This is a genomic window from Streptomyces roseolus (assembly GCF_014649855.1).
Classification (GTDB): Bacteria; Actinomycetota; Actinomycetes; order Streptomycetales; family Streptomycetaceae; genus Streptomyces; species Streptomyces roseolus.
This window is the reverse complement of the sequence record NZ_BMTV01000011.1, coordinates 127,231-146,296: the sequence shown is the minus strand read 5'-3', so window position 1 is coordinate 146,296 and position 19,066 is coordinate 127,231. Positions and strand designations below refer to the sequence as shown.

The window sequence follows — 19,066 nt, the reverse complement described above, 5'->3', positions numbered from 1 at the left end:
GGGCGTGATCCCGCACCGCCGCCAGGCCGTCATGATGTCCGACATGGCCGAGGCCCGGTCGCGTCCAGGGACGTCGAGGCCCTCGCCGGCGACGTCATCACCGACCGGAAGGCGGAGATCACCCGCCTGCGGCAGATGTTCGGCACCGGTTGATCCCGGCCGGCGCGGGCGGTCCGCCCGGTGTCGCGGACAGAACGGAACAGCCCCGGTCGCACGGCGGTGCCGCGGCCGGGCGAGATGGCGCCGAGGGGTGTTGGCTGGAAGGTGGACCTGAGACCCGTCAGGCGGCCCGTCCCGGTCCGCCGGCCCCAGGACGAAGGAGGCAACGATGGCCAGCACCGTGAAGGACATGCTCGCCACCTACCCCGCCGACCTCGGCGGCGTCGACCGCGAGAAGCTCACCCACTGCATCGAGCAATGCATCGCCTGCGCGCAGGCCTGTACGGCGTGCGCGGACGCCTGCCTGTCCGAGGGCATGGTGGGTGACCTGACCAAGTGCATCCGTACCGACATGGACTGCGCCGACATCTGCAACGCCACCGCGTCCGTCCTCTCCCGCCACACCGGGTACGACGCCGACGTGACCCGCGCGATCCTCCAGGCGTGCGCGACGGCCTGCAAGGCGTGCGGTGACGAGTGCGCTTCCCACGCGGACATGCACGAACACTGCCGTGTGTGCGCGGAAGCCTGCCGCTCGTGCGAACAGGCGTGCAACGATCTCCTCGGCGCGCTCGGCTGACCGGAGGCACGACATGACGGCCCGCACCGGGCCGCCCGGGCAGGGGATTCCGGGGGATTCCGGCCGCGTCGACTGCGGGGCACCGGACCGCACTGCGGCGCGCCGCCGGCCTTCGGACCCCGCCGTCGCCGGCTGGACCGAGCGCAGCCGCGGACCTCCTTGCCTGTCACCCGATGGCTGTGACCGGTCATCTGCGCGTGCGGAGACCCGGCTGTGCGGCGACGGCGGACATGGGTCAGGTGGGAAGGGCCAGGGTCAGCGGATCAGGACGGCCTCACCGGACCGGGGCACGACGGCCGTCCAGCCGAGTTCGCGGTCGATGCGGTCGCGCAGCGCTTCGGAAGCGGCCGCTTCGCCGTGCACGAGATAGGTGGTGTGAGGGGGAGGGGCGTCACGCAGCCACTCGATGATCTGTTCGGCGTCGGCGTGTGCCGAGAAGCGGGGTACGTCGGCGACCTCGGCCCGTACGGGCACGTACTCGCCGAACATCTTCAGTGCCCGGGCGCCGTCCACCAGGTCACGCGCCCGCGTGCCGGCCGCGGCGAACCCGACCACGACCACGGCGTTGCGCGGGTCGGGCAGCAGACGGTGCAGGTGGTGCAGGACCCGGCCGCCGGTGGCCATACCGGCCGAGGAGACGATGACCGCGGGGCCTCGGGAGCCGTTGATGTCGATGGACTCCTGGACCGTGCGTGCGGCGAGGAACGGCGCCGGGCTCAGCGCGTCGGCCCCCTTGGCGAGGATTTCCGGCCGCAGCTCGGGGGACCCATCGCGCACGGCGTCCCGGTACACGTCGAGCGCTGCCAGGGCCATGGGGCTGTCCACGTACACGGGCACCGAGCCGGGCAGGACCCCTGTCTCGCGCAGCCGGGTGAGTTCGTGCAGGACGACCTCCGTGCGGTCGATCGCGAAGGCGGGGATCACCACGGTTCCGCCCCGGCCGATGGTCCGCTCGATGACCGATGCGAAGGCGGACCGACCGGAGTCCTGGTCATGGCGGCGGTCCCCGTAGGTCGACTCCAGGAGCAGCACGTCGGCGCCCGAGAACGGCTCCGCCGGCAGCAGCAGGGGGTGCCCCGGTCGGCCGAGGTCACCGGATACGGCGAGAGTGTGCCCGTCCTCCAGTGTCAGGTGGGCCCAGGCCGAGCCGAGGATGTGCCCGCCCTGGTGGAGGGCCAGACGGGTGCCGGCCATGATCTCCACCTCGTCGCCGACCGGTACCGGATCGAAGAACGCCAGCGTCTTGTCGACGTCGGAGTCGTCGTACAGCGGCTTCGCCGGGCGGTGCTTGGACCAGCCGTGCTCATTGGCGTGCCGGGCGGCCTCCATCTGGAGCCGCGCGCTGTCACGCAGCACGATTTCGGCGAGCCGGGCGGTGTGCGGGCTCATGAGGATCGGCCCCCGGAAACCCTGCCGGACGAGGCGCGGCAGATAGCCGCAGTGGTCCAGGTGGGCATGGGTGACGACGACGGCGTCGATGTCGGCGGCGTCACGGGCGAACCGGCCCCAGTTGCGGCGGCGCAGGTCCGCGAAACCCTGGAAGAGACCGCAGTCCAGGAGGATGCGCGCATGGTCGCTCTCGACGAGGAACTTGCTGCCGGTGACCGTTCCCACCCCGCCCAGGAAACTGAGCAGGGCCGGTCGCGGGCCGGCGGCGGGAGCGAGGGGAGCCGCGGTCGGGTCTGTTCGGGACATGGCCGTCCTCCTTGGAGTGTGTGTCAGCTCCACCGTCGCACCCGCTTCCTCCTCGGCCGGAGGGTCCGATCGGCCCTTACCCCGGGCCGGTCGGCACGTGCGGTGTCCTGACCTGGCCGCGGGTCCGAGCGGGTGGACCCGGAACAGGGCCGCGTCCTGGTCTTCCGCATCTCCGTCGGCGATCGCCTCTGTCGCGAGGGCCGCCACGACCGGTGCCGTGACGGAGCGACTTGAGGCAGGTTCGCTCGGCTGTGCCTCCGGATGGCGACGTGCCACCGGGAGGGCTGGTCACGTACCCCCTCCCAGTGGCGCGGCCGGTGCGGTGCGCTTCTCCGGTGTGCTCGTGTGCGAGCCGATCCGGTCAGCTGAATGCCGGCCTTTTGCCGATTTAGCTGATGGGGCATCAGGTCGGTTGTCGGGAGGCAGTGACTTTCTCGGCGGGCCGTCGTACAGGCGATCTGGCACGCCTGTACGACGGCCCGCACTCGACGTGGTGCCGATCACCGGACCGCAGTGTCCTCGGAGTCGGTGCCTGTGCGTCGTGAGCGGATGGAGGGCCCGGACGAGTTGCCCAACGTGATGATCCGGGGTTCGGACGCCCTTGTACGGGTCGGGTCCGACGGAACGGAGGCGCACCTGCCGCCGCCTGTGGCAAAGGGTTCGGGCTGCTCGTCGTACGGGGCAGCCGCCCATGACCTGTGGCTTCAGGCCGGCGGGGGCTCAGTCCGTGACGCGGACCGCGCGGGCCGGGCGGATGGCGGCGGCACGGCGGGCCGGACCCCACGTGGCCAGGAGCGATGCGGCGAAGGTGGCGGCCGCGAGGATGCCGATGCTCGCCCATTCGACGGGGAACCCTCCTTCGAGGCCCTCGAACGCGGCGCTGTTCCGGTACATCAGCCACGTGGTCAGCACGCCCAGCAGACTGCCGAGTACGATCCCCTCCACCGCGACGAAGGCGCTCTCCCAGAGGAAGGACCGCCGCACGGTCGCGGCCCGGAAGCCCAGGGCCCGCAGGATGCCGATGGTGCGTCGGCGTTCGCGGACCGCGCGGACCATGACGACGCCGAGCCCGGTGATGCCCACGCCCAGCCCCAGCGCGAGGAAGCCCTGCATGAGCCGGAAGAAGGCCGTGCTGGAGTCGAACTGCCGGCGGATGTCCGTCTCGATGGGGGTGGCGACCAGGCTGGACGACAGCTGTTCGCCCTGCAGCCTGGTCGCGAGGACGTCGGGCGAGGTTCCGGGATCCGTCCGCACCAGCGCCGAGGAGTTCTGCGCCTGGGAGCCGAAGAGCTCGCGCGCCGCGCGCTCGTTCATCACCACGGGGTACGTGGTCGAGCCGGCCCCGGTGCCGGGGTAGAAGACCCTGCCGTTGCTGAGGACGCCGGCGATGACCTTCTGCTCGGCGCGCCCGGTCCGCGGGTCGGTGACGACGAGGGTGTCGCCGGGGTCGTAGTAGTCGCCGGCCGGGCCGCCCGTGCTGCCGAAGAAGCCGTCGAGGACGACGTAGCGGGGATCGGCGGCGAGCGCCTGCCAGACCGCGGGATCGTCCGCGAGACCGGGCAGCCGTTCGCGGAAGGTGATGCCGGTGATCGCGCCGTCCGGCACCCCGACGGCCGCGACGTCCAACGGCCGCGGATCGCGGTGGCCGGGATCGGTGGCCCGGCCGGTGGCGTTGAGCAGGGGGGCGACCCCGGAGATTCCGTGGGCCGAAGGGCTGTTCCGCAGCTCCTCGACCAGGTGCTCGCCCGCGACCAGGGGGTTGTAGTCGAGCCGCAGCGAGTACCCGGCCGTGGCGTCGGCGACGACTCCGTCGACTCCCGCGCGCAGGACGCCGGAGATCTCCGTGAGGAGGACGAGGACGAACACGATCAACGTGTACATCACCAGCGTCGCACCTGTCCGGAACCGCTTCGCCAGCGGATGCGCGACCGCGAGCCGTGCCGCCAGACCCGACTCCGAAGGGCGTTCCAGCAGCCGCCGCACGGGGCGGAGCAGGGTCTTCTGGTTGTCGCTGACGAGGACCACGGCGGAGAAGGCGGCGAGGGCTCCCTGGACGACGTAGACGGACATGGAAGGCGTGTCGAAGATCCGGGGGCGTACGACGGGAGCCAGCAGGGTCCAGGCCAGAACGGCTGCCGCGACCAGGGTGGTGACGGCGTGTCGCGGCAGGACGAGCAGGAGCGCCGGGGCGGCGAAGGCGAGGGCGAGCGCCGGCAGGAGGTAGGTCGCGTCCGGCTGACTGCGTGCCAGGGCCGGGACGGCCGCGGCCGCGCACAGCACGGCCAGGCCGGTCGACAGGATCAGCCGCCCGCGGTGCGGTCCCCGGCCGAGCGGCGCGGGAAGGTCGCGGACGGCGGCGATGATGTTGAACCTGCTGATGCGCACACTCGTCGCCAGGATCGCGGCGAAGGCGATGAGCAGCCCCATGGCGAGTCCGTTCAGGACACTCGTGGGAGTCACGTCGAAGGCGATGCGGATGCTGCTTCCGCCGACCGACCACCCCTGGAAGATCTCCGCGGCCACCACGGCGACGCCCCAGCCGACGGCGATCCCGATGCCGACACCCGGCAGCGCGGACATCAGCGCGTAGGCGGCCCCTTCGAGGGTGAAGGAACCCACGAGCCGCGAGCGCCTCATGCCGAGCGCCCGCACCATGCCCATCTGTGCCTTCCGCTCCTCGCCGAGCATCACGAAGATGTTCACCAGGAGCAGGGCACCCGCGATGACGCTGAAGCTGCCGATCATCAGGAACAGCGCGCCGAGCGAGTCCCCGGCCTGCCGCGCCTCCCGCAGCACCGTCTGCTTCGGCGTGTCGATCGTGGCCTGCCCGGCCAGCGGGCCCAGGGCGTCCCGGATGTCCGCCGTGACCCGAGAGGTCAGCGCGTCCCCGCCCTCCACCCCGCCCCGGTTCGACACGAAGGTGACCGACCGGGGTTCCGCCCCCGCGGCCCGGGCCGCGGCGTCCAGAGTCCCCGGTGCCAGGAACGCGTTGCGGTTCAGGCGCCCTCCGAGTCCCGCACCGGCCACACCCCGCTCCGGCACCACGCGCTCCACCCGGTAGGTCCCGGGCGTCCCGAACAGGTACAGCGTGATCGAATCCCCGGAGCGCACGCTCAGCGACCGGGCCAACGGCTCGTTGAGCACGACCTGACCGGGCCCCGGGGCCGGTCCGTCGAGACCTGAGTCGCCTCCCGCCGCGCCGAAGCGCGCCGCGTCGGCGAAGTCCACCTGCCAGGCGAGCACGCGCGGTTCGGCGACGGTGCCGCCGCCGTCGGTGCCGAGCGCGGACGCCTGGATGGTCCTGGCGTTCAGCACCCCGTCCACGTCGGGATCACCGGCCAGGGTTTCCAGCCGTTCGGCGACGGCGCGTCCGGCCGGGCCGGGCGGCGCGACGACCCTCTCGTCCACCGGCCCCAGGGTCCGGTACGCCTCCTGTCGCACGGAGAAGTCCAAGGTGTCGCCGACGACCAGAGCCCCGATCACGATGGCCGTGCCAAGCATCGATCCGCCGATCACCAGAGCGGCCTCGGTACGTCGCCGGGCGACCTGCCGGAAGGCCAGCCGGCGCGACACCGGCTGGCGGACGGCGATCAGGGCGAGGGCCGCGAGGGCGAGCGTCAGCGCGGCGAGCAGGGGGAGCAGGAGGTTCGGGTACATGATCAGTCCAGGGCGAGGTCGCGGCGTTCGGTCCGGCGCACGTCGGCGACCAGCCGGCCGTCGCGCATCCGGATCAGCCGCGGGACGCGCGCCCCGATGGCGCTGTCGTGGGTGACCAGGACGATCGTCTGGCCCTCGTCCCGGTTGAGCTCGCCCAGCAGGTCCATCACCTGATCGGCCATCGCGCTGTCGAGGTTGCCGGTCGGTTCGTCCGCCCACACGATGGCGGGCCGTCCGACGAGAGCGCGTGCGATGGTCACGCGCTGCTGTTCGCCGCCGGACAGTTCACTGGGCCGGTGCTCGACCCGGTGGCCGAGGCCGACCCGTCCGAGCGTGGCCAGCGCCCGCCGCCGCGCCTCGCGCGGCCGGGCGCCGACGAGCAGCAGGGGCAGTTCGACGTTCTCCGCCGCGGAGAAGACCGGGATGAGGTTGAACGACTGGAAGACGAAGCCCATGGTGCGGGCCCGGTGCTGCGTGCGCGCGGCGTCCGACATGGCGAAGAGGTCCTGGCCCTCGATCTCGACCCGGCCGCCGTCGATGTCGTCGAGCCCGGACAGACAGTTCAGCAAGGTCGTCTTGCCGGACCCGGAAGGACCCATGACCCCCACGAGCTCCCCGTGGCGCACGACGAGATCCAGGTCGTCCAGGGCGGTCACCGCCACCGAGCCGGTCCGGTAGATCTTGCGGACCCCGGTGGCGACCAGAAGGGGGCGGTCGCTGTTCATGCCTTCCATACGAACTTCCGGAGGCGACCCGCCGCGACGGCCGTCCGGGCCCGTCCGAGGGACCGACCGGCCCTGTGCCCGGCGTGCCGACCGGCGCACCGTGAGGAAAGGAGGCCGGAACGCTCGCGTACGCGTTCGGCGGGGACCGGCCCGACCTCGGGAGCGTGAGTGGCGATGATGTTCTGGTACGGCGACGGCATGAACGGATGGGGCTGGTTCGCCATGTCGGCGGGGATGATCCTCTTCTGGGGCCTTCTGATCACCGCGGTCGTGTTGATCTTCCGCGCGCTGGACCGATCCGCTGAACGGCCCGCGCGTCAGGACGGCTCCACGGGACCGGAGCGGATCCTCGGCGAGCGGCTGGCCCGCGGCGAGATCGACGAGGAGGAGTACCGAAGGCGGCTGAGCGCCCTACGGGGCGGCGCGTCGTAGACCGTGCCGTGCGAGCGCCCGGGGATCCGTGCGCCCGGTCACTCTGGGAGCATGCCCCGTCGGCGCACGCCACGGCTGATCGCGCGGGTGGGGAGAGACGCCGGCCGGGGTCAGGTGTTCTGCGCCTTCCGTTTCCCGTCCGACGGGAGTCGTCCCAGTCCCTTCCCCCGAGCGCGCCGAGACCGTGACTCCGTGTCCTGACGACGGGGTCGCGGCGGTACGGTTCCGTATCGCCGCGCGGATGAAGGCCGAAGCCGTCCCGTCCGTCCGGCCCTGGGATCGCGGCCCCACGGGGTCAGTCGTGGGGCACGAGGGCGACGGGTGCCCGACTGTGGTGCAGCACGGCATGGGCGACACTGCCGATGTGCGTGCCCATCGCCGAACGACGGGTGCGCCGCCCCACGACCACCAGGCCGGCGCCGGAGGCGGCACGCACCAGTTCGAGGCCGGCCGATCCGACCACCACGGAGGCCGTGGTGGTCACGGCGGGGTACTCGGCGCGCCAGGGTTCCAGCATGTCCTTCAGCGCGTGCTCGATCTCCGGTCGCAGCGTGAACCGCACGTCCGGTACCATCGCCGGCCCCCAGGCGTAGAGCGGGAGCTGCTGGGCGTAGACGACGCGTACCTCGGCGTGCCGGCGAGCAGCCTCCTCGAACGAGAACGCCAGGACGGCGTCCGCGGGCTGTCGCGCGTCGATCCCGACCAGGACGGAGTTCTCCGGACGAGCGCCGCCGTCCGCGCGCACGAGGACGACCGGCCGTTCGACGGCACCGGCCACGGCCAGGCCGACCGAGCCGACCAGGTAACCGGCCACACCGCCCAGCGCACGTGAGCCCAGGACCAGGAGGTCGCCCGCCTCCGCCGCGGCGACCAGGGCCTGGACGGGGCCGTCGGCCGCGACCCGGGCCGTCACGGACAGCCCCGGATGCCGCTCACGCAGTCCCGCGGCGGTTCGCGTCAACAGCTCCTCTGCCCACGGCTCCTCCGATTCCCGCGCCGCCACGGGCGAGACGGGGTCCGGCCAGGGTTGCCGTGCGTGCAGCAGGTGAACGCCCGCACCGCGGAGGACGGCTTCGTCCGCGGCCCACCGGGCGGCGGTCTCCGCCTCCTCCGAGCCGTCCACCCCGACCACGATGCTGCCGGTCATGACCGTCCACCTCCTGATGGCGTCGTGATGTCGCCGTTTCCCTCGGCGAGTCGGGTGAGCGAGGCCGAGACCACACCGTCCACCGTCGTGCACATGCGCTCGATCACGGGGAGCAGGCCCCGGTACGGCACGGTGCCGCAGAGCTCCACCCGGCCTTCCTTCACCTCCACGGTCACGGTGCCCGGCGCGAGGCCGAGCGTGCCGCCGAGGACGTCCTCGGCGATCTCGCGGCGGATGCCGTCGTCGTCGCGGAGGAAGACGCCCAGCAGGTCCCGGCGGCTCACGACGCCGACGAGCCGGTCCCGGTCGTCGACGACGACCAGGCGCTTGACGCCCTGTACTTCCATGAGACGCGCGGCCTCCACGACCGTCCAGTCGGGACGGGCGCACACCGCGGGGGCGGACATCAGCTCCTCCGCGCGCGTCCCCTCAGCCTTCGCCCGCTCCCACGCCTCCAGTCCCGGCACGGCGGGAACGTCTCCGGCGGCGGTCCGATCGACCGTCTTGCGCAGGAGGTCGCCCTCCGAGACGACGCCGATCACGCGGTCCGCTTCGTCCACGACCGGCACGGCGGTGACGCGGTGGCGCGTCAGCACCCGCACGATCTCCTTGAACGGCGCGTCGCCGTGGATACTCACCACTTCGCGGGTCATCAGCTCTTCGATCCTGCGGTGTCGCATCATCCGTTCCTTCCGTGTACAGGCGTCTCCGCCTCGGCCGTCGGGCGATCGGCCGGTCCGCCGTCACGGGAACCGGCGGGCGGAGTTCGACGCGGCTGCTCCACGTCGGGCGCCAGGTTGTCGTAGGCGTAGTCGATCGATTCGTGCAGGGCGACGACTCCGTCGACGGAGCGGCACAACCGGGCGATCGCGGGTATGTCGGCGCGTTCGTCGACGTGACCGGTCAGCGTGACGATCCCGTCGTCGACCGTGGCGCGGAGCGCGCCCGGGGCGAGTCGTAGGGCGCCGGCCAGGACGTCGTGCTCGATCTCGTCCCGGATGGCGGCGTCACCACGGAGGAACGGCCGCAGCAGATCGGCGCGGCTGATGATCCCGGCCAGCCGGCCGGTGTCGTCGAGCACGGGGAGCCGCTTCACGCCTTCGCGGTGCATCGTCCTGGCCGTCTCGACGAGGTTCCAGCCGGGCCGTGCCGAGACGGCCGGCGAGGTCATCAGCTCGGCCGCCGTCTCCGCCTCGGGTACACCCCGTTCCCGGGACAGCAGCCGGACGCCCGCCCAGCGTCCCTGCAGAGAGGGCAGTTCGGAGGTGTCCCGCAGCAGATCGGCCTCGGAGACCACCCCCAGGACACGCAGGTCCTCGTCGACGACCGGCACCGCAGAGATGCCGTGTTCCACGAGGAGGCGCGCGATCTCCTTGAACGGAGTGGAGGGGGAGACGGTGACCACGCGGTGCGTCATCATCTCGAGGACGGTGCGGTGCCGCATGACGTCCCTCCTTCGCAGGGTCGATGCCCCCGTTGGTCCCACCCTGCGGTACCGGCGCATGCGTCAGGAGTGCCGAACGGGACCTTTCCGGGGCCATTGGCCCCATGGGCTGTGACCGATGTGCTCGCGGGGTTCCGGCTCTGCCCCTCGGAAGCCGACGTCTTTTCCGGTGTGCCGGGTGGCGCTGTTTCTGTGCGGGTTCCGTGGCCGTGGCCGCGTGCGCCGTCTGACCTGGGGCCGGGCACCGGCAGGGATCAGGGCTCGGTGCGGTCGGTGATCCAGCGGGCGGCGAGGAGGCCGGAGGCGGCGGTGAGGACGGCGGCGGCCACGACGGTGGCGTTCAGGCCGAGGGTGTCGGCGAGGATGCCCGCGACGAGGGCGCCGGCGGCGTAGCCGATGTCCCGCCAGAAGCGGTAGGTGCCGAGGGCGTTGGCGCGCCAGGCGGGATGGGCGTGGTCGGACACGGAGGCGATGAGGGCGGGATAGACCAAGGCCGTGCCGAGGCCGAGGGCCACGGCGGACAGGACACCGGCGAGCAGGGGAGTGTCGAGGAGGGCGAGGGCGAGGAGGAAGCCGGCCGCTTGGACGAGCATGCCGGTGACGACGAGGGGTTTGCGGCCGACGCGGTCGGCGAGGTGGCCGGCGGGGATCTGGCCGATGCCCCACAGGACGGGACAGAGGCCCTTGATGAGGCCGACGGCGGCGAGTCCGAGGCCGTGGTCGGTGAACAGCAGGGGGAAGACGCCCCAGGTCAGACCGTCGTTGAGGTTGTTGACGAGGCCGGCCTGACTGGCGCCGCGCAGGGAGCGGTCACGCCAGGAGGTGCGGACGAAGACGGCCTTCAGGCCGGTCTTCTCGCCCGTGGGCAGGGGCTCGGCGTGCCGGGCCAGTTCGAGGGCCACGTGTGCGGCGGTGTCCCGTACGACGAGGGACAGGGCCAGCCCGGTGGCGACGAAGACGACGCCGAGGAGTTCGGGGACGGGGCGCAGGCCGTGGCCGGTGGCGAGGTAGCCGGTGAGCAGTGCGGTGACGCCGACGGCGGTGTACCCGGCGGCCTCGTTGAGACCGGTCGCCAGTCCGCGGCGGGAGGGGCCGACGAGGTCGATCTTCATGTTGACGGTCATCGACCAGGTCAGGCCCTGGTTGAGGCCGAGCAGGACGTTGGCGGCGACGATCCAGCCCCAGGACGGCGCGTAGGCCAGGGCGAAGGGGACGGGGACGCCGATCAGCCAGCCGGTGAGGAGGAGCCGCCTGCGACGGAAACGGGCGGTCAGCGCCCCGGCGGCGAGGTTGGTCAGGGCCTTGGAGAGTCCGAAGGCGATGATGAACGCGAAGACCGCCAGGTCGCTGGTCAGGCCGAAGACATCGGTGCCGATGAGCGGCACGGTGGTGCGTTCCAGGCCCACGAGACCACCGACGGCGACGTTGACGACGACGAGAAGCGCGAACTGGAGCCGGTTCTCCCGCAGCCCGAGCCGCACGGCGTGCTCGGCGGGCCGCTTCGTCGTGAGGGTGGTGGTCATGCGCGCGTCCTTGCGGAGGAGAGGGAAGGGGGCCGACGCGAGGGTCAGACGAACGCGTCGACGAGCATGAAAACCGCGACCGCGAGCAGCACATAGGCGAAGACGCGTTGCAGGGCGTCGCCGGTGAGCCGACGCGCGTGCCGCTTGCCGTCCCAGGCGCCGAGGATCGCGGCCGCGGTGAAGGGCGCGATGACCGTCCAGTCCAGGTGCGTTCCGGCGCCGGCCCGGGCACCGAGGGCGGCGAGCGAGTTGACGGTGATGACCAGCAGGCTGGTGCCGACGGCCCGGCGCATCGGGAGGTTCAGCACCCGTACCAGGGCCGGTACGGCGAGGAAACCACCGCCCACGCCCAGCAGTCCGGTCACCGCGCCGAGTCCGGCGCCGGCGGCGCCGGCCTTGGCGGGACGCACCTCGCCCACGGCCGGGGTGCGTGCGGGGCGCAGCATGCGCAGGGCGGCGAGTCCCGCGACGGCCGCGAAGGCGACGGTCAGTCCCGCCTGGGGCAGACGGCCGGCGGCCATCCCGGCGAACATGGCGGGGACGATGCCCGCCGCCGCGAACAGCAGGCCGGTCCGCCAGGCCACGTTGCCGTCCCGGGCGTGCCCGGACAGCGCGGTGATCGACGTCAGGGTGACGATGATCAGACTGGTGGTGATCGCGTCCGCCGGGGGCAGGCCGATCAGGTAGGTCAGGGCGGGGACCGCCAGGACGCTGCCGCCACCGCCGAGTCCGCCGAGCGCCAGACCGACGACGGCTCCGGCCGCGAGTGCGAGGATCACGGGGGTCATGCCACCGAACCGTCGTCACCGTGGCCGTCGACGACAGGGTGTCCGGCGGCAACCCACTCCCGCAGGCCGCCCCTCACGTCCACCGCGTCCGCGCCGCGGGCGCGGAGCAGCTCGACGGCCTTCCGCGAGCGGTTCCCGCTGCGGCACATCACCACCAGCGGCCGCCCCTGGGCGGCCTGCGGCAGGGGCGCTCCCGCGACCAGGCCGGACAGCGGGGCGTGCACGGCGCCGGGGGCGCGCCCGGCGTCCCACTCGCCCCGCTCGCGTATGTCCAGCAGGACGGCAGAGGCGCGGGTGCCCCGGGTGCGCCGGTGGGCCTCCTCGACGGTGACGCGTGTGCGGTCTCGGGAGAACAGGGACATCACAGGACCTCGTGAAAGTAGTCGTACGGGGGGTGGGGCGGCCGTCGGTCGCCCGGGGGCGGGGCGCCCGGACGTGCGGAACCTTTCCGCCGGCCGGGCGCCCGGTGGACGCCGGTCAGGGCGTGGGGACGGCGGGGGAGAGAGCGGTCACGACGGGTTCCGCAAGGAGGCGACGACGGTGCGGATGTCGGTGCGCGGGCCGCGGTTGTAGGGCAGCTTGGAGAGCATCATGCCCATGGCACAGGTGTTGCTGAGGGCGGCGAAGGTCAGTCCGGCGCCGATCGCGGTGCCGATCAGGTGCACACCGGGGACGAAGACGCCCGTGATGCCGGTGACCAGGACGACCGAGCCGGCGATGAGGCGCACCTGCCGCTCCAGCTCCCAGCGCTGTGGGCCGCGGTTGACCGGAGCGCCGGAAGCCTCCCAGGCCGTCATGCCGCCGTCCAGGACCCGCAGGTTGGGCAGGCCCGCCTCGGCGAGCGCCTGCTCGGCCTGCATGGCGCGGGCGCCGGAGCGGCAGACCAGCACCACGTCCTCGTCGAGGTGCCCGCGCAGTTCCGTACGGTGCTCGCGCAGGGTGTCCAGGGGCACGTTGTAGGCGCCGGGGATGTGGCTCGTCCGGAACTCGCCGGGGGTACGTACGTCCAGCAGGCGGGGGCCCCTGCCGGTCTCGATCAGGTGCTGGAGGGCCGCGGGGGTGAAGGCGGTGGCGCGAGAGGCGTCGGTCGTCATGAGGACTGCTCCGTGGGGACGAGATGAACGGGAAGGGGGAAGGGGGCGAGTCCGCACCGGGACGTGTGCGTGGCGGACCCGCCGGGGTCAGGCGGTGGCGGGCGTGCTGAGCAGGGACCAGGCGGCCCAGCCGCCGAGGACGTCCGAGACGTCCTCGAAGCCCTTGTGGCGCAGCAGGCTGGCGGCGATGGAGGAACGGTGACCGCCCGCGCAGTGCACCACCAGCGGCCTGTCGCGCGGGATCTCGTCGAGACGGCGGGGCAGCTCGCCCAGGGCGATGTGCAGCGCACCCTCGATGAATCCGTTCTCGCCGCGCTCGCCGCAGTTGCGGACGTCGATGACGACCGGTGGGTTGTCTCCGTCCAGCGCGGCGCGGAGCCGGCCGGCGGTCAGACGGCTGGCCGGGGTGACTTCTTCGGCCATGGCCTCCAGGGCCTCCTCGGGTGCGTCCAGGTGGCCGGCCACCCGGTCGAAACCGATCCGGGCGAGCCGGGTGGCGATCTCCTCCTCGCGGTCCTCCGGTGCCACGACCAGCAGTTCCGCGTCGAGCGGCAGGACGGTGCCGGCCTGCTCGGCGAACCGGCCGTCGGCCGGGACGTTGACCGCGCCGCGCAGGTGGCCGGCGGCGAACTCCTGCGGATCGCGCGCGTCGACCACCACCGCGCCCGCCGCACGCCGGGCCAGGAAGTCCGCCGCGTCCAGCGCCCGCGGCGCGGTCGCCGGGTCGAACAGCTCCCGCTCCCGGCGATTGAGGTCCGCGTCGTAGGCGAAGTATCCCGGCGCCGCGGACTGCCCGGCGGTCACGAGCGCGACGAAGTCCTTCTCGCTCATGGGCGTGCACGCGTAGTTGGCGGCGCGCTGCTCGCCGATCGTGGACTGCAGTTCGGTGGACAGGTTCTTGCCGCAGGAGGAACCGGCGCCGTGGGCGGGGAAGACCCGTACCGCGTCGGGCAGGCCCATCAGCTTGTGCTGCACACTGTCGTGCAGCATCGCGCCCAGCTCGTCGGCGGTCACCCCGACCGAGGCCAGCAGGTCCGGGCGGCCGACGTCGCCGATGAACAGCGCGTCACCGGTCAGCACGCCGTACGGGACGGGATCCTCGGCGCGCTCGTACACCAGCACGCTGATCGACTCCGGTGTGTGACCAGGGGTCTCCATGATCTTCAGCGTCACGTCACCGAGGTTGATGGTGTCGCCCTCGGACAGCTTGCGGATCTCGTACTCGGTCTCGGCCCGGCGTCCGTAGCCGATCCACGCGCCGGTCCGAGCGGCCATCTCCAGGTGCCCGGCGACGAAGTCGGCGTGGAAGTGCGTGTTGATGACGCCCACGACGGTGAAGCCGCGGGCTTCCGCGTCGTTCAGGTACTCCGACACGTCCCGGCGCGGGTCCACGACCACGGCCCGGCCGGTGGTCTCGTCGGCGATCATGTACGACGCCTGGGAGAGGCACTCGAGGTAGTACTGCGAGAAGAACACGGAAACCTCCGAAACAGAGTGGCCGTATACCCCGGGGGGTATTTTTGGGGCCGAGTGGTGGCCCCGGCGGGGACGGGTGTGCGGGGGTGATCGGGTGCGAGCCGGCGTGCTCCGGCTTCGTGCCGCCCAGGACTTCGGGCCCCGGTCGGGGTCGGCGTCCGGGGTGACCGCCCGGCTCTCCGCGAGGATTGCGGGGGATACCCCAGGGGGTATGACATATTCGACCGTAAAGGGTCGCGATCCTTGCTGTCAAATACCTGGGGGGGTATTGGGGGTGCGGTGCCGGTCGCTTGCGGCGAGGGCGCGGGGGTCCCCGTCGGCGGAGTCGCGTGACGGCCCGGACCCATACCCCACGGGGTATCCTCGATCGGGAGGGGATCAGCGAAGGAGGACCACATGCAGGTGGACGAAGAGTCGATGCGGCCCGTCCTGAACCGTCTGAAGCGAGCGCAGGGGCAGCTGGCCGCCGTGATCGCGATGATCGAGGCCGGACGCGACTGCAAGGACGTCGTGACGCAGCTGGCAGCCGTCTCCCGCGCCCTGGACCGGGCGGGATTCAAGATCGTCGCCAGTGGGATGCGGCAGTGCCTCGCAGGGGACTCCGACACTCCGCCCATGTCCGAGGAGGAACTGGAAAAACTCTTCCTCACCCTCGCGTGATCGCGCACCGGGCGTTCTCGCGCGGGACGGCCGCCCGCGGGCCGACGAGCCGGCGAGGTACTCCGGAGACCACGAGCGGCCGGGGCGGCCCCGCGTGAACGGGAGCGGTTCGTTCTGTCCCTTCGAGGGCGCGGCCAGGAGAAGGAGGGTTCGTCCCCTTCGACGTCCGCGACATCCCGAGGACGGTGCCGACCGATCCCGGGCGGCTGGGCGTGCACGCCGGTGCGCCGACGGGCCGCCGTCTCGAACGAGAGCGCCAGGACGGTGTCCATCGGCTGCCGCGCACGGAGAAGGCGGACACCCGTGTCGCGCGGGACGGCTTCGTCCGCGGCCCAGCGGGCGGCCGTCTTCGGCCGGCTCTCTTCCGCCCCTCCGGTGGCCGTCCCCCGCCGGTCCCACCCTGTTGTGCCGGCGCATTCGTCAGGGGTGCCGAACGGGACCCTTCCGGGACCGTTGGCCCCTATGGACTGCGGTCGGTGTGCCGCAGGGTGGGAGAAGGCGACGAGGCCGCGGGACCCTCTCCCGCGGCGGCAGAGCTCGGAGGAGGAAGCCATGAACCGCACCGGAACACGGCACGGCCCGGAGAGGGCCCGTGCCGGTCTGTGGGCCCGCGTCGGCGACCGGTTGATCGTCGGTGGTGCCACCGTCGGGGACGAGGGGCGGGACGGCGAGATCGTGGCACTGCACCACGAGGACGGCAGCCCGCCCTTCGACGTCCGCTGGTCCGACACCGGGAGGGTCACCCTCGTCTTCCCCGGCCCGGACGCGCGCGTCCAGCACTTCTCGCGACCCGGCCCCACGGCCGCGCCAGGGCGGTGAAAGCCACCGAGGCGTCCATGACACCGGGCACGGCCAGGCCGGCGCACCGTCGGCCTGGCGGACCGGCGCGCACGGACACCGGCGACCGGCACCGCGTTCGGCGCCGGAACGGAGACAAGCCTTCAGCCTCCGGTCCGACCGGGCGGACCAGGGTGGACCGATCGGCCCTGTCGCCCTCTCCTCCACCGGTGCGAACGTGGCGACAGATCCTCACGTGACCGAAAGGCGGTGGGCAGGATGGAAACCCCCCTGGTAGTCGGCGTCGATGGTTCCGATCCGGCTCTGACGGCCCTGGACTGGGCCGTCGACGAGGCCGTACGGCAGGGGCGTCCCCTGCGGATCGTGTACGCCTCACTGTGGGAACGGTACGAGGGGGCAGTGCCTCCCTGGAGCACCGACCGGCCGTGGGGCCAGGCCCTCGCCGACACCATCATCGGCCAGGCCGCGGAACGCGCCCGGCGACGGGCGCCCGGGCTCTCCCTCACCACCCGTGTCGCCGCCGAGGACGCCGCCGGCGCCCTGCTCGGCGAAGGCCGGGAAGCGTGGGCCGTGGTCGTCGGCGCGCGGGGGCGCAGCGAACTGGGCGACCTCCTGCTGGGATCGGTCGGTCTCGTCGTCGCCGCCCGGGCGTCGTGTCCCGTCGTCGTCGTACGGGGAGACAGGCAGGCTCTGGAAGCGCGCCACGAGCGGATTCTCCTGGGCGTCGGCGACCACGACGTCGACGCCCCGTCCGTCGCGTTCGCCTTCCGCGAGGCCGCGGTCCGTGACGCGGAACTGGACGCGGTGCGCACCTGGCGCCGACCCCTCCACGATCCGCTCGACCACCCCCTCCTCCGGGGCGAGACCGGGGTGTACCTCGCGGAGGAGGCGTCGGAGACCCTGGACAAGGTCCTCGCCGCGGGCACACGGGAACACCCCGAGGCGCGGGTGCGCCGGAGCAGTGTCGAGGGGGCCGCACACCGGGTGCTGGTCGAGCGCTCCGCCGCCGCCGACCTCCTCGTGCTCGGCGCGCGCCGCCGCGACGGACACGTCGGCTTCCAACTGGGCAGAGTGGCCCACCGGGCCCTGCACCACGCCCGGTGCCCGGTCGCGGTCGTACCGCAGCCCGCACCCGCCGTCACGGAAGGGGACGAGCGATGAACACCAACGGTGACCGGCGGTACCGGAGCGACCTCGGCCGTCGCGTCATGACGCGACGACTGCAGCTCGGCCTGTCCCGCGAGGAGGTGGCGGAGCGTGCCGGGTCCGCGCCCGGATACATCGCCCACGTGGAGGAGCAACTGCCCACGCCGGGAATCGAGTTCCTGGTCCGCCTCGCCCACGCCCTGGAGACGACCATCCAGGACCTGACCGGCCTCACCGCGGACCTCGCCCCCGGTGGGGCGCCGCCGGGGAACCGGCCGGAGCTGGTCGGGATGGACGAGGCGGAGTGCTGGTCCCTGCTCGACGACCGAGGGGTCGGCCGGGTCGCCGTCGAGGGGGCCGACGGCCTCTCCGTGTTCCCGGTCAACTATCAGGTGATCGACGGAAGCATGGTCATCTCGACCGCGGCGGATTCCCCTCTCGGCCGGGCGGCGGCCTCCTGCGCCGAGATCGCCTTCGAGGAGGACCGTCTGGACGAGGCGTTCCGGCGAGGCTGGAGCGTCCTTGTCGTCGGCCCGGTGCACGTGCTCTCCGATCCGGCCGAAGCCATGGACATGAGTCGGGCCGTGACGGTGCGCCCCTGGTCCGGAGACGAGCGGGACACCCTCGTGAGGCTCGCCCCCCGACGTGTCACGGGACGACGGATCGTCGTCCCCGGCGCGCCCGCCGCGCCGGGGACCTGAGCCGGCGGGGCCAGGACACGCGGGTGCGGGGGCGGACCGTCCGGTCCGCCCCCGCACCCGCGTGTCCTGGCCCCGCCCACTCATCCCAGACTCACCCCAGGGGGACGACCGCCACCGGCACCGGACTGTGGTGGACGACCGCGTGCGCCACGTGGCCGACGTGCGGGCCGACGGGCAGCCGGCGGGAGCGGCGCCCCACGACGACGAGTTCCGCCTCCCGCGACGCGTCGGTCATCCGGGGCGCGGCCGCTCCCACGACCGCCTCGGTCGTGACGTCGGCACCCGGATACCGCGCGCGCCACGGCGACAGCAGTTCTTCGAGGCCGGCGCGTACGCCGGCTCCCAGTTCCTCGTTGATCCCGGGGTCCACGACGGCCGCGTAGCCGTAGGAGGTGGGCACCGTCCAGGTGCTGAGGAACCGCAGGGGAGCGTGCCGCCTGACCGCTTCCCCGAAGGCGAAGGCCAGCAGCGGCTCGCACGCGTGACGAAGGTCGACCCCCACCACGATCCCGCGGGCGGAGGACGTCGGGTCCGGGTGTTCCGCCCGCACGAGGACGACCGGCTGCCGAGCCGTGCCCACGACCGCGAGGGAGACCGAACCCATGACGAAACCGAGGACGCCGCCGAGGCCGCGGGACCCCAGCACCAGCAGGTCGGCCTCGTCCGCCGCGGCGACCAGCTCGTCCGCGGCCCGCCCACGCACCCGTTCCGTGACGACCTCCAGGCCGAGATGCTCCTTCCGCGCCCGCTCCGCCTCGTCGTGCAGGAGGGCCTCCGCCCGCTCGTACAGGGTCCGGGCGTGGGGGACGGGGATCTCCGGAGTGTCCGGCCACTCCTCCACGTGCAGCAGCCGGAGCGGAACCTCGCGGAGAACCGCCTCCGCCGCGGCCCAGCGTGCCGCGGCGAGGCTTTCGTCCGAGCCGTCGAGCCCCACGGTGACCTGTGCTGTCATCACTGCCTCCTCGGCCGTCGCCGTCGATGACACCAGACTCGCCCGGCGCACCACCGCGCGGTGAGGGCCGGGCAGGTCGCCATCGGGGC

Annotated in this window: 18 protein-coding genes; 6 read left to right on the top strand and 12 right to left on the bottom strand. The window is 72.8% G+C overall.

Going from position 1 to position 19,066, the window contains the following annotated elements; genetic code table 11:
• Window positions 1-328: 328 nt before the first annotated feature.
• Window positions 329-739 carry a four-helix bundle copper-binding protein gene (locus IE245_RS15660; protein WP_189947782.1) on the top strand — a complete coding sequence of 137 codons (411 nt, stop codon included), beginning with the start codon at window positions 329-331 and terminating at the stop codon, window positions 737-739.
• Between the two features lie 255 nt (window positions 740-994).
• On the opposite strand, the gene IE245_RS15655 is transcribed toward IE245_RS15660, so the two are convergent.
• From IE245_RS15655 to IE245_RS15645, 3 genes are all read right to left on the bottom strand, one after another.
• Window positions 995-2,434 carry an MBL fold metallo-hydrolase RNA specificity domain-containing protein gene (locus IE245_RS15655; RefSeq protein WP_189947780.1) on the bottom strand — a complete coding sequence of 480 codons (1,440 nt, stop codon included), beginning with the start codon at window positions 2,432-2,434 and terminating at the stop codon, window positions 995-997.
• Window positions 2,435-3,154: 720 nt separating this feature from the next.
• On the bottom strand, window positions 3,155-6,091 hold the full coding sequence (locus IE245_RS15650) for an ABC transporter permease (RefSeq protein WP_189947778.1): 2,937 nt from the start codon (window positions 6,089-6,091) through the stop codon (window positions 3,155-3,157).
• A gap of 2 nt (window positions 6,092-6,093) precedes the next feature.
• Complete coding sequence (locus tag IE245_RS15645; RefSeq protein WP_189947776.1) at window positions 6,094-6,816, bottom strand: ABC transporter ATP-binding protein; 723 nt, start codon at window positions 6,814-6,816, stop codon at window positions 6,094-6,096.
• A gap of 174 nt (window positions 6,817-6,990) precedes the next feature.
• Here IE245_RS15645 and IE245_RS15640 point away from each other — a divergent pair, with 174 nt between their 5' ends.
• On the top strand, window positions 6,991-7,248 hold the full coding sequence (locus tag IE245_RS15640) for an SHOCT domain-containing protein (protein WP_030493150.1): 258 nt from the start codon (window positions 6,991-6,993) through the stop codon (window positions 7,246-7,248).
• A 295-nt stretch (window positions 7,249-7,543) separates the two neighbouring features.
• Here IE245_RS15640 and IE245_RS15635 read toward each other — a convergent pair whose 3' ends face one another.
• The 8 genes from IE245_RS15635 to IE245_RS15600 form a co-directional block, all read right to left on the bottom strand.
• A complete protein-coding gene (locus IE245_RS15635; RefSeq protein ID WP_189947774.1) occupies window positions 7,544-8,395 on the bottom strand; it encodes a universal stress protein in 852 nt (283 codons plus the stop codon).
• Window positions 8,392-9,075: a CBS domain-containing protein gene (locus tag IE245_RS15630; protein WP_189947772.1), complete on the bottom strand. Its 684-nt coding sequence runs from the start codon at window positions 9,073-9,075 to the stop codon at window positions 8,392-8,394. Before IE245_RS15630 ends, IE245_RS15635 begins: the two co-directional genes overlap by 4 nt.
• A complete protein-coding gene (locus IE245_RS15625) occupies window positions 9,075-9,839 on the bottom strand; it encodes a CBS domain-containing protein (RefSeq protein WP_189947770.1) in 765 nt (254 codons plus the stop codon). Before IE245_RS15625 ends, IE245_RS15630 begins: the two co-directional genes overlap by 1 nt.
• 254 nt (window positions 9,840-10,093) lie before the next feature.
• Complete coding sequence (locus IE245_RS15620; RefSeq protein ID WP_189947767.1) at window positions 10,094-11,362, bottom strand: MFS transporter; 1,269 nt, start codon at window positions 11,360-11,362, stop codon at window positions 10,094-10,096.
• Between the two features lie 44 nt (window positions 11,363-11,406).
• Window positions 11,407-12,150, bottom strand: a complete 744-nt coding sequence (locus tag IE245_RS15615; protein WP_189947765.1) for a sulfite exporter TauE/SafE family protein — start codon at window positions 12,148-12,150, stop codon at window positions 11,407-11,409.
• A complete protein-coding gene (locus IE245_RS15610; RefSeq protein WP_189947763.1) occupies window positions 12,147-12,512 on the bottom strand; it encodes a rhodanese-like domain-containing protein in 366 nt (121 codons plus the stop codon). The genes IE245_RS15615 and IE245_RS15610 overlap by 4 nt, the downstream gene beginning before the upstream one ends.
• A gap of 147 nt (window positions 12,513-12,659) precedes the next feature.
• On the bottom strand, window positions 12,660-13,244 hold the full coding sequence (locus tag IE245_RS15605) for a rhodanese-like domain-containing protein (RefSeq protein ID WP_189947761.1): 585 nt from the start codon (window positions 13,242-13,244) through the stop codon (window positions 12,660-12,662).
• A gap of 87 nt (window positions 13,245-13,331) precedes the next feature.
• Window positions 13,332-14,720 carry an MBL fold metallo-hydrolase gene (locus IE245_RS15600; protein WP_189947759.1) on the bottom strand — a complete coding sequence of 463 codons (1,389 nt, stop codon included), beginning with the start codon at window positions 14,718-14,720 and terminating at the stop codon, window positions 13,332-13,334.
• Window positions 14,721-15,116: 396 nt separating this feature from the next.
• Between IE245_RS15600 and IE245_RS15595 the strand changes: the two genes are divergently transcribed.
• From IE245_RS15595 to IE245_RS15580, 4 genes are all read left to right on the top strand, one after another.
• The gene (locus IE245_RS15595) at window positions 15,117-15,380 is read left to right on the top strand and encodes a metal-sensitive transcriptional regulator (protein ID WP_030493159.1); all 264 of its coding nucleotides are present in this window, start codon (window positions 15,117-15,119) and stop codon (window positions 15,378-15,380) included.
• 552 nt (window positions 15,381-15,932) lie between these two features.
• Window positions 15,933-16,199, top strand: a complete 267-nt coding sequence (locus IE245_RS15590; protein ID WP_189947758.1) for a DUF1918 domain-containing protein — start codon at window positions 15,933-15,935, stop codon at window positions 16,197-16,199.
• A 237-nt stretch (window positions 16,200-16,436) separates the two neighbouring features.
• Window positions 16,437-17,339, top strand: a complete 903-nt coding sequence (locus IE245_RS15585; RefSeq protein ID WP_189947756.1) for a universal stress protein — start codon at window positions 16,437-16,439, stop codon at window positions 17,337-17,339.
• On the top strand, window positions 17,336-18,025 hold the full coding sequence (locus IE245_RS15580; protein ID WP_189947754.1) for a helix-turn-helix domain-containing protein: 690 nt from the start codon (window positions 17,336-17,338) through the stop codon (window positions 18,023-18,025). Before IE245_RS15585 ends, IE245_RS15580 begins: the two co-directional genes overlap by 4 nt.
• A gap of 91 nt (window positions 18,026-18,116) precedes the next feature.
• Here the strand turns inward: IE245_RS15580 and IE245_RS15575 are convergent, their stop codons facing one another.
• Window positions 18,117-18,977: a universal stress protein gene (locus IE245_RS15575; RefSeq protein WP_189947752.1), complete on the bottom strand. Its 861-nt coding sequence runs from the start codon at window positions 18,975-18,977 to the stop codon at window positions 18,117-18,119.
• Between the last annotated feature and the right edge of the window lie 89 nt (window positions 18,978-19,066).

What these genes read in the sequence shown, in the direction of transcription:
- IE245_RS15660 (WP_189947782.1), top strand. Translation starts at nt 329, where the DNA reads ATGGCCAGCACCGTGAAGGACATGCTCGCCACCTACCCCGCCGACCTC.
- IE245_RS15655 (WP_189947780.1), bottom strand. Translation starts at nt 2,434, where the DNA reads ATGTCCCGAACAGACCCGACCGCGGCTCCCCTCGCTCCCGCCGCCGGC.
- IE245_RS15650 (WP_189947778.1), bottom strand. Translation starts at nt 6,091, where the DNA reads ATGTACCCGAACCTCCTGCTCCCCCTGCTCGCCGCGCTGACGCTCGCC.
- IE245_RS15645 (WP_189947776.1), bottom strand. Translation starts at nt 6,816, where the DNA reads ATGAACAGCGACCGCCCCCTTCTGGTCGCCACCGGGGTCCGCAAGATC.
- IE245_RS15640 (WP_030493150.1), top strand. Translation starts at nt 6,991, where the DNA reads ATGATGTTCTGGTACGGCGACGGCATGAACGGATGGGGCTGGTTCGCC.
- IE245_RS15635 (WP_189947774.1), bottom strand. Translation starts at nt 8,395, where the DNA reads ATGACCGGCAGCATCGTGGTCGGGGTGGACGGCTCGGAGGAGGCGGAG.
- IE245_RS15630 (WP_189947772.1), bottom strand. Translation starts at nt 9,075, where the DNA reads ATGCGACACCGCAGGATCGAAGAGCTGATGACCCGCGAAGTGGTGAGT.
- IE245_RS15625 (WP_189947770.1), bottom strand. Translation starts at nt 9,839, where the DNA reads ATGCGGCACCGCACCGTCCTCGAGATGATGACGCACCGCGTGGTCACC.
- IE245_RS15620 (WP_189947767.1), bottom strand. Translation starts at nt 11,362, where the DNA reads ATGACCACCACCCTCACGACGAAGCGGCCCGCCGAGCACGCCGTGCGG.
- IE245_RS15615 (WP_189947765.1), bottom strand. Translation starts at nt 12,150, where the DNA reads ATGACCCCCGTGATCCTCGCACTCGCGGCCGGAGCCGTCGTCGGTCTG.
- IE245_RS15610 (WP_189947763.1), bottom strand. Translation starts at nt 12,512, where the DNA reads ATGTCCCTGTTCTCCCGAGACCGCACACGCGTCACCGTCGAGGAGGCC.
- IE245_RS15605 (WP_189947761.1), bottom strand. Translation starts at nt 13,244, where the DNA reads ATGACGACCGACGCCTCTCGCGCCACCGCCTTCACCCCCGCGGCCCTC.
- IE245_RS15595 (WP_030493159.1), top strand. Translation starts at nt 15,117, where the DNA reads ATGCAGGTGGACGAAGAGTCGATGCGGCCCGTCCTGAACCGTCTGAAG.
- IE245_RS15590 (WP_189947758.1), top strand. Translation starts at nt 15,933, where the DNA reads ATGAACCGCACCGGAACACGGCACGGCCCGGAGAGGGCCCGTGCCGGT.
- IE245_RS15585 (WP_189947756.1), top strand. Translation starts at nt 16,437, where the DNA reads ATGGAAACCCCCCTGGTAGTCGGCGTCGATGGTTCCGATCCGGCTCTG.
- IE245_RS15580 (WP_189947754.1), top strand. Translation starts at nt 17,336, where the DNA reads ATGAACACCAACGGTGACCGGCGGTACCGGAGCGACCTCGGCCGTCGC.
- IE245_RS15575 (WP_189947752.1), bottom strand. Translation starts at nt 18,977, where the DNA reads ATGACAGCACAGGTCACCGTGGGGCTCGACGGCTCGGACGAAAGCCTC.